The following is a 13,730-nucleotide window of genomic DNA, read 5'->3' on the forward strand; positions in this document are numbered from 1 at the left end:
TGCTTAAATTGGGAACAATGGATGGTTAAAGAAGCGCGTCAGCCAGCCTGCCGCATTTGCATCGCTCAGCGCGCCACGTCCGGCGTAAGAGATACGGGCGTTTGCAATGCGCTGGGAAGAGACGGTGTTGGACTGCGAAACATCTTCCGGCCTGACCAGGCCTGAGACGCGCATATACTCGTCGCCCTGGTTTAAGGTCAGCCATTTTTCACCGCGCACTTCCATCACGCCGTTAGGCAGGACTTTATGTACCGCCACCGTAATCGCCCCGCGCAGCATATTTTGCTGTGCAGAATTCGCCGCCCCTTTGAAGTTACGATCGCCGCTGATGGAAGCACTGGCTTTATCCAGCGTTTTGCCGAAAACTTCCGGCACGCCGATGGTGACGTCGTTTTCTTTACCGAAGTTGGTAGTGGCCTGCTTGCTGGACTGCGTGGATTCGTCCAGGTTGACGGTCAGAATGTCCCCTACGCGATAGGCACGGCGATCCTGCACCAGCGACCAGCTATAGCCACTGTTGTACAGGCCTCCGCCGGACACAACCGGCGTCGCCGCCGCCATCTCTTCAGGTGGCGCGTAAGCCGCATCATCTTTTTTGACAAACAGCGCCTGGCTTTCACACCCGGTCAACGCCAGGGCCAGCAGCCCGGTGAGTATTTTCTTTTTCATATCCATTTACTTCTCAAGCGCAATCCCTGCGTTTTATAGCGTTTGCGTGATGAACTTCAGCATGTCATCAGCAGCGGAAACCATTTTGGCGTTCATCTCGTAGGCACGCTGGACGGTTATCATATCGACCATCTCTTCCACCACCTGCACATTGGAACCTTCAAGTGTCCCCTGTTCGAGCTGACCTAGCGCTTCTTCACCGGGAACGCCTTCAACCGGAGCGCCGCTAGCGGCGGTTTCGCGATACAGGTTGCCGCCGATGGCAGACAGACCGGCGGGATTGACGAAGTTCACCAGGGTAATTTGCCCCAGTTCCACCGGGTCAACTTCGTCCGCCACCAGCACGGAAACGGTGCCGTCTTTGGCAATGTTGACCTCTTTGGTATTCACCGGCAGTTCGATTTGCGGGATCAGCGCCTGCCCCTGCGCGGTGGTGACTACCCCTTCGCTGTTCACCTGCAAATTGCCTGAGCGGGTATAACCGACGGTGCCATCGGGCATTTCAATCTGGAAAAAGCCCTGCCCGGCAATCGCCACATCCATTTTCTGGTTGGTGACCTGCATGCTGCCCACGGTAAAGGCTTTTTGCGTGCCGACCACTTTGACGCCGCTTCCATATTGCATGCCGCCTGGTGTGGCGGTGTTTTCATTCGCCTGCACGCCAGGGGCGCGCATGTTCTGATAGAACAGGTCTTCAAACACTACACGGTCACGTTTAAAACCGGTGGTATTCACGTTGGCGAGGTTATTGGAGACCGCATTCATTTTGGCGTCCTGCGCCGCAAGACCGGTTTTACTGATCCATAATGCTGGATTCATGCTTTATTCCCTTAATAGTCAAATCAGGTATTGCGGATCACGCGATTACCGGCCTGAGCCAGGTCTTCTGCCACTTTCATCATTTTGACCTGCGCCTCAAAACTGCGGTTGAGAGACATATTGGAGATCATTTCGCTGATGGCAGAAACGTTGCTACTTTCCAGATGTTTACTGGCCAGCGTCACTGCTTCGCTGCGCGGTTCGGTGCGGTTATTACTGACCAGAAAACCGTTTTGATCTTTGTTTAGCTGGCTGGTTGCGACATCCACAAGCTTGATGCGATCGACATCCATCAGCGCGTTGAAATCACCGTCCTGTGGAACGATGGAAATCGTGCCATCGCTGGCGATAGAGACCTGTGAAAACGGCGGCAGCACAATCGGCCCGCCCTCACCGATCACCGGTTGGCCGTTAATCGTCAGGTCACCGTCCTGGCTGACATTAATATGCCCGTTGCGGGTGAAGACCTCTTTGCCGCCCATTTGCAGCGTAATCAGCCCATTACCAATGATGCCCACATCCAGATCGCGCCCGGTTTCTTCCAGCGAACCCGAGGCCATATTCACGCCGCCACTGGCGTTTTGCACCATGTAACGGGAGTCGTAGCCACTGCCGGAGACCTTCGTCGACATCGCTTTATCCAGATCGCCACGAAAGCCGCTGGTATTGACGTTGGAGAGGTTATTGGCGTGAACCTGTTGTTGCTGCAAACTGCGGCTAGCCCCACTCATCGCGGTATAAATTAAGTGGTCCATTACACAGCCTGCATCAACGCGTTCATCATGTTGTCGTTGGTGCTAATCACTTTGGTGTTAGCCTGGTAGTTACGCTGAGCGCTCATCAAGCCAACCAGTTCAGAGGTTAAATCGACGTTGGATTCTTCCAGCGCGTTGGATTTGATATAGCCCAGCAAACCACTGCCCGGAGCGCCAATCAGTGGGGCGCCGGAGGTTCCCGTTTGTGCCCAGGTGGTGCCATCTTGTGATTGCAGGCCGTTAGGGTTGGCGAAGTTGGCGATGATCAACTGCCCTTGTAACATGCGCTCCCCGTTGGAGAAGGTCGCATAGACATTGCCTTTTTCATCGACCTGCTGACCGGTACGCTCACCCGAGGCATAGCCGTCGCCCTGGTTGCGGCTGACGGAGAAGTCGGAGCCATACTGCGTGGTACCGGCGTAGTTCAGTTTGATAGCAATCGCATCCGCACCGGTCGGGGTAAATGCCAGATCCGTGGAGGTGGTTCCGTTGGCAAAGTTCGCCATATTGCCATTGGTACCGAAGTTGATGTCATTCTGACCAATGCTGCTGCCGTCCATGTAGTAGTGGACCTTCCACTGGTTATCAACCGTGTCACTCTTAACAAAATATTGGGTTAGCGTGTGCTCGCGCCCAAGGGAATCAAACACCTGGGTGGTGTAGGTGTTGTTATAAGAAGTATCGTCGGTCGGGTCGAAGGTTTTACCTGGCGCTTTTGCATTGGCATCAAAGTTGGCAGTAAAGCCGACACCTGAGGTCGCTTTGGCAGGAATAGACCCGCTCTTAATGCTCAGATTGCTCACCGTACCGACCTGCAAATTACCGTTGGCATCGACCGGATAACCTTGCATGTTCATGCCGAGGTTATTCACCAGGTTGCCGTCTTTATCGGTGCCGAAATACCCTGCGCGGGTGTAGGAGGTGGTGCCTGATGTGTCGCGTACCACAAAGAAGCCGTTGCCTGAGATAGCCAAATCCAGCGAGTTGCTGGAGCTAATAATATTGCCGCCGCGCGTAATACTTTGTGTGACTCCGGTAACGCCCACGCCCAGCGGCTGTGATTGCGCATACAGAGCAGCGAACTCCGCACGACCGGATTTGTATCCTACGGTTCCGGTATTGGCGATATTGTTACTGATAGCGCCCAACTGCTGGCTTATCGCGTTAAGACCTGAGGTTGCAATACTAAAACTCATGATTTCATCCTGATGACAAAAGTTGTTACGTCCGGCGAGCGCCGGAAGCCTGTCCGCCAAACTGACTGATGCTGCTGTACGGGACTTCTCCCAGTCCGGCAATTTTCAGCATCGTGACACCGCCTTTTAGCGGGATACGCACATTGCTCACGGTGCCACCAATCTCCAGCGGAATGGATTGTTCGCCGCTATCGGTCACCGCGCTCAGGGTGTATTTCCCCTCAGGCAAGCCCATTTTTTTCGCATCCAGCGTAAAGTCCACCAGCCCCGCCTGTTGGCGGCCGAGCTCAATCTTGTGTTCATTGCCGATGGCGTCTTTGACATGCACGGTGACTGATGAAGCCGGGTGCTCAAGCGTCAGACGGCCATTGAGTACCGAGTCACCTTGCAACTCCACGCGGTCGGCCTGCACCATCACGTTCTGCCCGACCAGGTTGGCCGTGGTCAGCGTCTGCAAGTTATCCATCATGATGCTGCTGTTCTGCATCAGGCTTGCGACCTTTTCCATCGACTGGACCTGGGAGAGCTGCGCCAGCTGGCCGACGTATTCCGTCCCATCGGTCGGGTTCAGCGGATCCTGGTTTTGCACCTGCGCCACCAGCAGTTTCAGGAACATATCGTTCATCCCTGACGCAGATTGCCCATTAGCGGAAACTGAACTTCCGCTGCTGTTCTGGGTGTAATTAGCCCTATCCGTGACGTTCATGAATTACACCTCGCCCAGGCGCAGCAAGCTTTGCTGCATGCTTTTGACACTGCTGAGAACCTCAGCGCTGGTTTCAAACCCGCGAGACGCAGACATCATGTCAGCCATCTCTTCCACGACATTAATGTCCGGGTAATAGACATAGCCCTGGTTGTTGGCCATCGGGTGATTAGGTTCATAACGTGAAACCGCCTGACCGGTTTCCACCACGTCCATAATCTGCACGCGGGCACCGGCAAAGGCGTTATTCCCGGCAAGCTGGCTGTTCTGGTAAACCGAAGCAAAGACCGGACGGCGCGCTTTATACACCGTGTCTTCACTGGCCGATGGAGCATCGGCGTTGGCCATGTTACTGGCGATGGTGTTCAGCCTGACGGTTTGCGCCGTCATAGCTGAACTGGAGATGCGATAAATGTCCGTAAAAGCCATACTTTCTTCCTGAACGAATTATTTGCCTTCGATGGCAGCCCGTAATCCCGAAAATTTCATTTTCAGAAACGTCAGGCTCATTTGGTAATCCATGCTGTTTTTCGCGAATGCAGCTTGTTCCACATCCAGCGCCACCGTATTCCCGTCCGCAGAGGGTTGATACGGCAGGCGATATTTCACTTCGGGCCCGCTTTCTGGAAACAACAACTGCTTTGAACGTTGCATCTGAGCGGCAAAATCAATATCTTTAGCCTTGAAATTAGGGGTATCCACGTTGGCGAGATTGGTGGATAACAGCTCGGCCCTGGTCAGTCGGAGCTGCAATGCCTGTGGATGTACGCCTAATGCCTTGTCAAAACTAATACTCACTGTCACTCCTTACCGTCTTACGTCCTCTCTGGCACTCCTGGCACAGATCGCTCTTAGCGGGATCCTGCGATCAACCACACTTGCGAACAACCATACATAAAGCAACTTTCATGCCAGGTTTATAACGATATGATTTTAAAAAGCATTACGCCTTCTGTTACGCCAATGCGGAAGAACCTCTTCCGCCTCGCTTTCGTCGGGTTAAGCCTGGTTTGTGCGCCGGTAAAAAGTGCGCCATCCGACGCCCAAAGCCAGGTAGAAAACATCGTCAGAAAAAGTGCTCAGAGCGAAATTAAACAGCTGGCGCAGACTCAGGGATGGGGTAAGTACGACGTCCAGTTAGAAACGGTGATCCCGCAGGAAGCTTCCGCGCTGGCGGCATGTCAAAAACCGCTGGTTGTTTCGCCCGTCAGTAAACGCCTGCTTTATCGTCTGCGTTATGAAGTGAAGTGCCCGGCAGCACAAGACTGGACGCTGACCGTTGCCGTCAAAACCGCCGTTAATGTGCCCGTGTTAGTCGCGGCGCAGACTCTCGAACGCGGGCAAGTGATTGCGGCTGCGGATGTGGTGATGCGCGTGCAGGATATTGCCCCGCTTAACGGCCAGTTTTTTAACACGCCAGAAGAGGTACTGGGTCAAACGGTGAAGCGACGCATTTCAGCCTCCCAGGTGGTGAACGTCGCGCAGCTTGAGCAGCCGGTGATGGTCGAGCGTGGACAGAGCGTGTTGATGGTGGCCCGTCATCAGGGAATTGAAGCCAGCACCACCGGTGAAGCCATGAAACAGGGGCGAAAAGGCGATGTGATTCGGGTGCGTAACATCAGCAGCCAGCGCACGGTGGATGCCATCGTCGTTTCACCAGGTGTGGTGCAAATCCTTACCGTTCCCGGAAAATGAAATTTTTATTCCAGGATTAAAGTTTTTGCGGATTGACGTCGCTTTACAGTGACAGAAGAAGATGGATACCGACGAATTCTGGTTTACCTCAGGAGAGAACATGAAAATTAACCCACACCACTACCCGCAAATCCAGCCGACGCTGAACAGCCAGGCCACTAAAGAGCTGGGTGAAACGCAATCTTCTGCGCCGTTACGCAGTGCGCCGGTCGCGGCTGTCGATCCGGTGCTGGGCGATGCACAGAAAGCGCTGCAAAGCCTGCCGGAAGTCGACATGGCGCGCGTGGCGGAAATGAAGCAGGCCATCAGCAACGGTCAGCTGCATGTCAATCTTGATGATCTGACACTCTCCATTCAGAAGTACTTTCAACGGTAATGACGATGATGACCGCAGGCCAACGGATGACCGCTTTGTTGCAGGGTATGGTGCAAGACAGGCAGCGCTATATCACGCTGAAGAATTTGCTGGAACAACAACGCACGCTGCTGCTGGAGCGTAATAGCGAGCAGCTCGAGGTGGCGAATCAGGAACTGATGCAGAATTACCAGCTGCTGGCTGATAGCGCGGCGGTTCGCCAGCAAACGTTGCAAACGCTCGGCTTTAGCGCCGATAAAGCGGGCTTACGCCAGTTTATCCAGCGTTTACCCGAGCAGCACCGGGGCAAAATCAACGCGCTTTGGGAAGATTTACAACGTCATGCCCGGCACTGCCAGCAGCTCAATGAACGTAATGGCATGGTGCTGCATATGCAGCAGCAGATTATGGAAAATGTGGTCAACGCAGGTCAGCCCGCGCAGTGGCTGTACTGAGATCAGCCTGAGCGCTGGCGGCGCAGGAAACTTTGGGCCGACATCGCATCGGTGGTTTTCTGCTCTTTTCGCGCTTCTTCACCCGCAAACTTGTCCCGCCGCTGTTCCAGCACCAGTTGAAACCCGCGCTCACGACGCGCTTCATGCAGCAAGTTCTGTTGGATCTCCTGCATTTTCATATCCGCCAGCGCCTGCTCCTGCTTTTGCCAGTTGATGATCCGCTGGATGTTTTTCTTATACTGCGCCTGATTGGTCATCATCGCGGCATGGGTATGCCCCTCACCACCTGGGGTCAGCGCCAGGTCATTCAGCGCCTGAATATTATTGGTATAGCGCTGACACAACTGCTGTTGGGTCGATAATTTTCCGCTGAGATCTTTTACGCTACGGGCGCGAATGTGTACCAGTTGCTCAAGCGTTCTGATGGTTTTTGGCATCCTTTACCTCATGTATCCCGACGGTTTATCGCTGAACCAGGGTCTGCAAATCCTCAAGGGTGTTTTCAAGCGTCGCCCCAAAGCCAACTTCCTGTTGTAAAAAATGGTGAATGGCGGGAGCCAGCCCGACCGCACGATCGACCACGGGATCGCTTCCTGCGACGTAGCCACCCAGCGGCAACATCGGTTTGATATTCATGTATTCGCCATAAAGCTGTTTTACGGTGCGCGCCGCACGCTGATGATCGGTGCCGGTCACCTGCGACATGCAGCGGCTTATCGATTGAGAAATGTCGATGGCGGGATAATGCCCGGCTTCCGCAAGATGCCTGGAAAGAACAATGTGACCATCGAGCACCGCTCGCGCGCAGTCGACAATCGGATCCTGTTGATCGTCCCCTTCTGCCAGAACGGTGTAGATGGCGGTCATAGTGCCCTGCCCTTCACTGTTTCCGGCACTTTCCACCAGTTTCGGGATCAGGCCAAAAGCGGAAGGAGGATAACCTTTGGTGGCTGGCGGTTCGCCAAGAGAGAGCGCAATTTCGCGCTGCGCCATGGCATAGCGAGTGAGTGAATCCACCAGCAGCAGCACGTCCAGCCCCTGGTCGCGATAATAACTGGCGACCGCGTGACACAGTTCAGTGGCTTTCAGGCGCATCAGCGGGGATTCATCCGCCGGAGCCGCGACAATCACCGACTTCGCCAGCCCGCTTTCCCCGAGGGAATGGTCGATAAACTCTTTGACTTCGCGACCACGCTCGCCGATCAATCCCACCACTACCACATCGGCACGTGTGTAACGGGTGAGCATGCCCAACAGCACACTTTTCCCCACGCCACTGCCTGCCATCAGCCCAACGCGCTGGCCTTTGCCAATAGTGAGCAAACCGTTAATGGCACGCACGCCTACATCCAGCGGTTCATCCACCGGGCGACGAGTCAGCGGATGAATTTGTGCGATTTGACGCGGTAAAGGCGTTTCGCCCTGTAACTTTCCTTTTTGATCCAGCGGTTCACCCAGCCCGTTGACCACGCGCCCGAGCCATTGCATCCCCACCATCACGGATCCTTCTTTTTCAGCGGGATAAACTTTGGCTCCGGCAATCAGCCCGGCGGGATGTTTAAATGGCATCAGATGGGTGATTTCACGATCGAAACCGACCACCTGCGCATCCATCATGCTGCCATCGACGCTTTCGATACGGCAATGCTGGCCGATTGCCAGCACGCAGCCGACGCACTCCAGCAGCAGACCATTAACCCGAATCAGCCGTCCGGCGACCCGGGCGAGGTTGATATTCTCAATCGATTTCAGCGCTTGTTCAAAATCGAGCTTATGCATCCATCGATTCCGGCAAGAGTGTCTCTTTCAGCACATCCACGCACTGTTGCAGACGATGTTCGCAACCGACGTCCATTTCCGTGGTTTCGGTAATGACCCGGCATTCTCCCGGCAACATGTGCGGGTCAGCGCATAGCCCCCACTCACGGGCACGCTCAGGCTCTGCTTCGCTGATGCGACGAAACTCTTCGCTATTCAGGCACACTTTCAGCTGCTCCGGCGTTTTAGCGAGGCTATTTACGGCCTCTTCCACCAGCGTCAGTAGCTGCGTCGGATGCAGGGTTAGCTCACAGCGAATCACCTGGCGGGTGACTTTTTCCACCAGTTGCAGCAGCTCATTACGCCGACGCGTTTCATACTCCGCCAGATACTGTTTTATTTGCCCGGTGATGCCATCGAGCGGCTGCGAAGCCTCAATAAACATTTGCCGTCCGGCGAGTTTGCCTTCGTCATGCCCCTTACGCATCCCTTCATCGAAGCCCAGACGCACGCCTTCCTGGTATCCTTCACCGCGACCTTCTTCCAGGCCCTGTTCAAAACCTTGCTTCATACCTTCCTGAAACCCATCGGCAAGCTGCTGTTGCAGGCTGGCGTTATCCAGAAACGGCGCATGTAAATCGACATTATCGGGTGCACCACCCGCGAGCTGACGGCTGCGGTGTAAAGGTGGAAATTTATGGACTCTCGGCCTCACGCTCGCTGTTGTGGCAAGCGGTTTGGCAAAACGTGATGGGGTCGGCTGACTCATCGTTTACTCCATCGTCAGTTCAGAGAAGAGACGCACCTGAATCTCGCCCTCTTCTGCCAGTTCGCGCACGGTGGCCATAATCTCTTTACGCACCTGCTCAACACGACTCGCCGGTACGGGGCCCAAACGCGTGCCGGTACTTTGTAATAGCTGGACCTGGCGTTTTGGCATGGCGCTATAAATCGCCTGGCGCAGCACCGGTTCGGTACCTTTGAGCGCCACCGCCCACTCTTCAATCGGGATTTCATCCATCAGGCGTTGAAGCACCGCTGGGGTCTGGCGGCTGAGGATAAAGAATTCGTACATCTGATCTTTAAGCTCGTTAACCACGTCCTCGTCACGAATACGCAGCTGTTCCAGCAGCTCTTGCTGGTTCGACGGAATGCGGTTCACGATATCGGCGGCGTGTTTAATCCCCACCAGTTTGGAACCGTGCTCGGACAACACCGCCACACCGCGCTCAATAATGCGATCCAGTTCGTCAATCACGTCACGGTTAACATCATCAAGCCGCGCAATACGGTAGATGATTTCATCCCGACGCGACGCTTCAAGACAGCTCAGAACGCCCGCCGCTACATCCGGCGGTAAGAAGGCGAGAAACACCGCTTGCAGCTGCAAATGTTCCTGCTCGATCAGGCTGGCAAGTTGCGGGGTATCCACCCATTGCAGACGCGCCATCCGGTAACGCACTTCGTCACCATAAATGCCGTTAATCACGCTGCGGGAAATCTCACCGCCCAGCGCTTTATCGAGAATATTCTTCAGATAGGTGCGGGATGCGCCATTAATACCGCTCTGCTCGCGATAATCCTGAAAGAAGTTATTCATCGCATTACGTGCATGAGTCACTTTAATGCCGTGCAAACGCGCCATGGTTTCACTGACGCGTACCACCTCTTCACGGCTTAATTTCGCCATCACCGTCGCGGCGGCTTCTTCGCCAATACTCAGCAGTAAAATGGCCGCCTGCTCGAGACGGCTGCGCCCGTTATTGGCGCTGTTAGCCGGGCTACGATTACTCTTGTTTGCTTGCGGCTGCGGCTGCGCTATTTCGCTCATTGCTATTTATCCATTGTTTTAACACTTCCGCCACGCGCTCGGTTTCGCCCTGCGCCAGCGTCTGTAAGAATTCCACTTTCGTTTCAAGCCCTGAACTTTGTGGCGGGAGATTGTCCTCAACCTGGAAGGAAGACTTCGGCAATGCCTGAAGCAGGGAGTCTTCTTCGCGGCGGTTGTCTCCTTCGAGCAGTACGCCGCTGTTTTCTTCCGGCAATGCGTTAATCTGCCGCTCAGAAGGTGCGCTATAACGACGCGCCAGTGGGCGAACGCCAACCAGCAACAGGAGCAGCGCGAGGAAGCCGATGCCGCCCATCTGACTCCAGTCACGGATATCCGGGTCCTGCCACCATTTGACTAATGGCGTATCCAGCACGTTGCCAGGGGTAAACACCAGACGATCCACGGTCAGTGAATCACCACGTTGGGTGTCCACTCCGGCGGCATCTTCAATCAGTTTATTCAGCGCGATGAACTGCTCCGGCGTCCATTTGGCTAACGCCGGCGCATCCTGATTAAGCACCACCGCAATGCTCATTTTTTCGAGTGCATAGGACGGATGTTTGATATGCCGGACATCACGGTCGTAAGCATATTTGCGTTGCGTCTGGCTGCGGTTCGATAAGGCCTGCGGGTTTGAGGTTGCCGCAGGTGCAGCACCTGGCGTCGCTGGGGCAGTTGCCGGAGCTGCCGTTGGCGCACGGTTACTCAGAGAACCCGGGATCCCCAGCGCCAGTTCATCGGTGGAGTTTTCCTGATGAATGTTTTCGTCACTGACACGTGGGTCACCTGAGTAGCGCTCCTGAGTTTCCTCAACCGCACTAAAATCGACTTTTGGCACCACGCTGGTACGGAAATTCCCCTGACCAACCAGCGGGTTAAGCAAGTTGGCAATGTTCTTTTCGGTTTCGCCTTTGATCTGCTGGCTAATGTCGCGAGCTTTACTCATGCCCGCCAGTTGCCCGCCACCTGTCTCAAGACCCTCGGAGAGCAGATTGCCGTTTTGATCCACCACCCGCACCTGGCCTGCATTCAGACCCGGCACACTTCCGGCGACCAGTTGTACAATCGCCAGTACCTGCTGATCGCTAAGCTGTTTGCCCGGGTGCAAACGCACCATGACCGAGGCACTGCTTTCGGGTTGGTTAGTCAGGACAAATGAGGTGGATTCCATCAGCCCGAGGTGCACGCGAGAGGACTCAACCGGGTCGAGTCCCATAATGCTCTGCGCAAGTTCACCTTCGATACTGCGTTTGTAGCGGACATTCTGGATAAACTGGCTGCTGCCTAATAATTCGTCTTTATCCATTAACTCGTAGCCGCCTGGCATAATCGCGGTAACACCTTGCTCCGCCAGCGCCATACGCGCTTTCGCCAGTTTGCTGCTATCGACCATAATCATGCCGCTGGCAGGGTCGATTCGGTAATCAATGGTCTGGCTGCCAAGCACATCGACAACCTGTTTAACCGGCACGTTTTCCTGGGAACCATACAGCGCCACATAGTTGTGGTTGGTCATCCACAGCGAGGTGACAATGGCTGAGGCGAGCACCAGCCCCGCCCCACCCAGCAACATATTTTTCTTATTTCCCGTCATAGTGCTGTCAAAGCGCATCGGGAATTTTTGTTTCAGTTTATCAATCACATCAAAACCTTACACAGCCATATTCATGACTTCGTCGAGGGCAGCAGTGAGCTTATTGCGCACCTGCACCATCGCTGAAAACGCGATACCGGCTTTCTGGCTTTCCACCATCGCACCGGTTAAGTCATCGCTGATCCCTGTTTCAACGGCGGTCTGTTTTGCTGCCGCGCTATGTTGCATGGCGTCCACGCGATGCACAGCTTCGTCCAGCATTTGGCTAAACGAGCCGGAAGCAGAACCAGACAGTGAAGAGGCAGACAGTTCCCCGCCAATAGGCTGAGCAGGGGCAATAAACCCTTGTGAAGAGACGAGCATGTTTTGCTGCATTTGTTGCAGCATCGCGAGTTGTGCGGGAGAAATTCCCACCGCCTGAATTTTATCCATGTAATGCTTCTTCCTTTTAGACTTAGCGAGGTCAGGCGTAGCAGCCCATGTCGATTCCATTGCCACGCATGGTTGCCAGGCGATAACGCAGAGCACGCGGTGTGATACCCAGCGATTGCGCCGTTCGCGATTTATTGCCGTTATGTTGTTTAAGTAAATCAATGATGTACTGATATTCCGCCAGTCGCCCGTGGACTTTTACGCCACGAATCGCATCAGAAATCGGCATGATATTTGGTGTGCTGACACCCCAGGCGTGACTCACGGGTGGGCTGGTATGCGTGACAGGCAGCGACAAATCCTGCGCCTGAATCACGTCACAGCTGCTCAAAATAAGCCCGCGTTGAATGACGTTTTCCAGCTCGCGAATGTTGCCCGGCCAGGAGTATTTTAATAAGGCCAGGCGAGCGTCATCACTAAGATGTTTATTATGCTGGTGTTTTGGCTGGTATTTTTTAATAAAGCTGAGCGCCAGCGGGATGATATCTTCCGGGCGTTCACGCAGTGGAGCAATATGAATTGGCACCACGGCCAGACGATAGTATAAATCCTGACGAAAACGACCTTCTGCAATTTCGGTGAGCAAGTCTTTATTGGTTGAAGCGATAATACGAATATCAAGAGGGATTTTTTTATGGCTTCCCAGGCGCTCAACTTCTTGCTCCTGTAAAACCCGTAATAATTTAGCCTGCAAGCCGAGCGGCATATCGCCAATTTCATCAAGCAATAATACGCCATTATTTGCCAGTTCAAACTTACCCGCCACACTACTGAGCGCGCCAGTAAAAGCTCCTTTGACATGTCCGAATAAAATCGACTCAAGCATCGTTTCAGGAATAGCCGCACAATTCACCGCAACATAGGGGGCATTTTCACCCACGCCAAAATGATGAATGGTTCGCGCGATACATTCTTTACCGGTTCCTGTTTCACCGGTAATAATTGTCGCCACATTAAATTCAGCAACACGACGGGCTAAATTAAAAGCCTTTATGCTTTCAACCGCATGTGCAATAAATCCATGGCTATTTAAAGTGCCAACCTGAGTGAAACTATCCATATCTAAACTCACAAATCTCTTATCGCATTAATGAAAACTGGAAGAATGAAGTGAAAACCCGTTCAATAATGCTTAAACAATCAATAAAAATTCGCTTTGCAAATACCAATAAGAATTTTCCTGGCGGCAGTATACCTAAGCACCATCACTTGTCCCCTCATTAATCCCCTTTAAACAACAATTAACAGCAATAACAATAAAGTCATTACAAAACAATGAATTAACAATTAATTAATCGAAATTAATTAACCAAAAACTTAAATAATTAATGTATTAATGAGCGACCGACGCTTGAACTCAGGACCCCGTGACGACATACTTTACGCCCGTAAATATTCAGCATACGTAGCCAAAAAGATGCCCAAAAAAAAATAACTGTTTCTCATAATGGTTATTGACTGACTG

At 53.5% G+C, this 13,730-nt stretch carries 17 protein-coding genes; 3 read left to right on the forward strand and 14 right to left on the reverse strand.

Features of this window, described 5'->3' with window-relative positions:
* Nucleotides 1-3 precede the first annotated feature (3 nt).
* Genes flgH through WBL83_RS03630 form a run of 7 tightly spaced genes read right to left on the reverse strand, consistent with a single transcriptional unit; the run spans nucleotide 4 to nucleotide 4,943 of the window.
* A complete protein-coding gene (gene flgH / locus WBL83_RS03600; RefSeq protein WP_424587835.1) occupies nucleotides 4-669 on the reverse strand; it encodes a flagellar basal body L-ring protein FlgH in 666 nt (221 codons plus the stop codon).
* 33 nt (nucleotides 670-702) lie between these two features.
* Nucleotides 703-1,488, reverse strand: coding sequence for a flagellar basal-body rod protein FlgG (flgG, locus tag WBL83_RS03605; protein WP_424587836.1), 786 nt, complete (start codon nucleotides 1,486-1,488; stop codon nucleotides 703-705).
* Between the two features lie 23 nt (nucleotides 1,489-1,511).
* Entirely contained in the window at nucleotides 1,512-2,243 is a 732-nt protein-coding gene (locus WBL83_RS03610; protein WP_424587837.1) for a flagellar basal body rod protein FlgF, read from the reverse strand.
* Complete coding sequence (flgE, locus tag WBL83_RS03615) at nucleotides 2,243-3,439, reverse strand: flagellar hook protein FlgE (protein ID WP_424587838.1); 1,197 nt, start codon at nucleotides 3,437-3,439, stop codon at nucleotides 2,243-2,245. Before flgE ends, WBL83_RS03610 begins: the two co-directional genes overlap by 1 nt.
* A 25-nt stretch (nucleotides 3,440-3,464) precedes the next feature.
* Nucleotides 3,465-4,145, reverse strand: coding sequence for a flagellar hook assembly protein FlgD (gene flgD / locus WBL83_RS03620; RefSeq protein WP_424587839.1), 681 nt, complete (start codon nucleotides 4,143-4,145; stop codon nucleotides 3,465-3,467).
* Nucleotides 4,146-4,148: 3 nt separating this feature from the next.
* The gene (gene flgC / locus WBL83_RS03625; RefSeq protein ID WP_424587840.1) at nucleotides 4,149-4,574 is read right to left on the reverse strand and encodes a flagellar basal body rod protein FlgC; all 426 of its coding nucleotides are present in this window, start codon (nucleotides 4,572-4,574) and stop codon (nucleotides 4,149-4,151) included.
* An 18-nt stretch (nucleotides 4,575-4,592) separates the two neighbouring features.
* A complete protein-coding gene (locus WBL83_RS03630) occupies nucleotides 4,593-4,943 on the reverse strand; it encodes a flagellar basal body protein (protein WP_424587841.1) in 351 nt (116 codons plus the stop codon).
* Between the two features lie 129 nt (nucleotides 4,944-5,072).
* On the opposite strand from WBL83_RS03630, the gene flgA reads away from it, so the two are divergent.
* The 3 genes from flgA to flgN all read left to right on the forward strand — a co-directional run bounded on the left by flgA (nucleotide 5,073) and on the right by flgN (nucleotide 6,650).
* On the forward strand, nucleotides 5,073-5,840 hold the full coding sequence (gene flgA, locus WBL83_RS03635) for a flagellar basal body P-ring formation chaperone FlgA (RefSeq protein ID WP_424587842.1): 768 nt from the start codon (nucleotides 5,073-5,075) through the stop codon (nucleotides 5,838-5,840).
* Nucleotides 5,841-5,940: 100 nt separating this feature from the next.
* Nucleotides 5,941-6,216: a flagellar biosynthesis anti-sigma factor FlgM gene (flgM, locus tag WBL83_RS03640; RefSeq protein ID WP_424587843.1), complete on the forward strand. Its 276-nt coding sequence runs from the start codon at nucleotides 5,941-5,943 to the stop codon at nucleotides 6,214-6,216.
* Between the two features lie 5 nt (nucleotides 6,217-6,221).
* Nucleotides 6,222-6,650, forward strand: a complete 429-nt coding sequence (flgN, locus tag WBL83_RS03645; RefSeq protein ID WP_424587844.1) for a flagellar export chaperone FlgN — start codon at nucleotides 6,222-6,224, stop codon at nucleotides 6,648-6,650.
* Nucleotides 6,651-6,652: 2 nt separating this feature from the next.
* Here flgN and fliJ read toward each other — a convergent pair whose 3' ends face one another.
* Genes fliJ through WBL83_RS03680 form a run of 7 tightly spaced genes read right to left on the reverse strand, consistent with a single transcriptional unit; the run spans nucleotide 6,653 to nucleotide 13,325 of the window.
* Nucleotides 6,653-7,087, reverse strand: a complete 435-nt coding sequence (fliJ, locus tag WBL83_RS03650) for a flagellar export protein FliJ (protein WP_424587845.1) — start codon at nucleotides 7,085-7,087, stop codon at nucleotides 6,653-6,655.
* A gap of 25 nt (nucleotides 7,088-7,112) precedes the next feature.
* On the reverse strand, nucleotides 7,113-8,429 hold the full coding sequence (gene fliI, locus WBL83_RS03655; protein WP_424587846.1) for a flagellar protein export ATPase FliI: 1,317 nt from the start codon (nucleotides 8,427-8,429) through the stop codon (nucleotides 7,113-7,115).
* Nucleotides 8,422-9,177, reverse strand: a complete 756-nt coding sequence (gene fliH / locus WBL83_RS03660; RefSeq protein ID WP_424587847.1) for a flagellar assembly protein FliH — start codon at nucleotides 9,175-9,177, stop codon at nucleotides 8,422-8,424. The genes fliI and fliH overlap by 8 nt, the downstream gene beginning before the upstream one ends.
* A 3-nt stretch (nucleotides 9,178-9,180) precedes the next feature.
* Nucleotides 9,181-10,239 carry a flagellar motor switch protein FliG gene (locus WBL83_RS03665; protein WP_424587848.1) on the reverse strand — a complete coding sequence of 353 codons (1,059 nt, stop codon included), beginning with the start codon at nucleotides 10,237-10,239 and terminating at the stop codon, nucleotides 9,181-9,183.
* Complete coding sequence (gene fliF, locus WBL83_RS03670) at nucleotides 10,196-11,881, reverse strand: flagellar basal-body MS-ring/collar protein FliF (protein ID WP_424587849.1); 1,686 nt, start codon at nucleotides 11,879-11,881, stop codon at nucleotides 10,196-10,198. The genes WBL83_RS03665 and fliF overlap by 44 nt, the downstream gene beginning before the upstream one ends.
* 9 nt (nucleotides 11,882-11,890) lie before the next feature.
* Complete coding sequence (locus WBL83_RS03675; protein WP_424587850.1) at nucleotides 11,891-12,265, reverse strand: flagellar hook-basal body complex protein FliE; 375 nt, start codon at nucleotides 12,263-12,265, stop codon at nucleotides 11,891-11,893.
* Between the two features lie 31 nt (nucleotides 12,266-12,296).
* Nucleotides 12,297-13,325, reverse strand: coding sequence for a sigma-54 interaction domain-containing protein (locus WBL83_RS03680; RefSeq protein ID WP_424587851.1), 1,029 nt, complete (start codon nucleotides 13,323-13,325; stop codon nucleotides 12,297-12,299).
* Nucleotides 13,326-13,730: the final 405 nt, after the last annotated feature.

This window comes from Buttiauxella sp. (assembly GCF_049686335.1).
Lineage (GTDB): Bacteria > Pseudomonadota > Gammaproteobacteria > Enterobacterales > Enterobacteriaceae > Buttiauxella.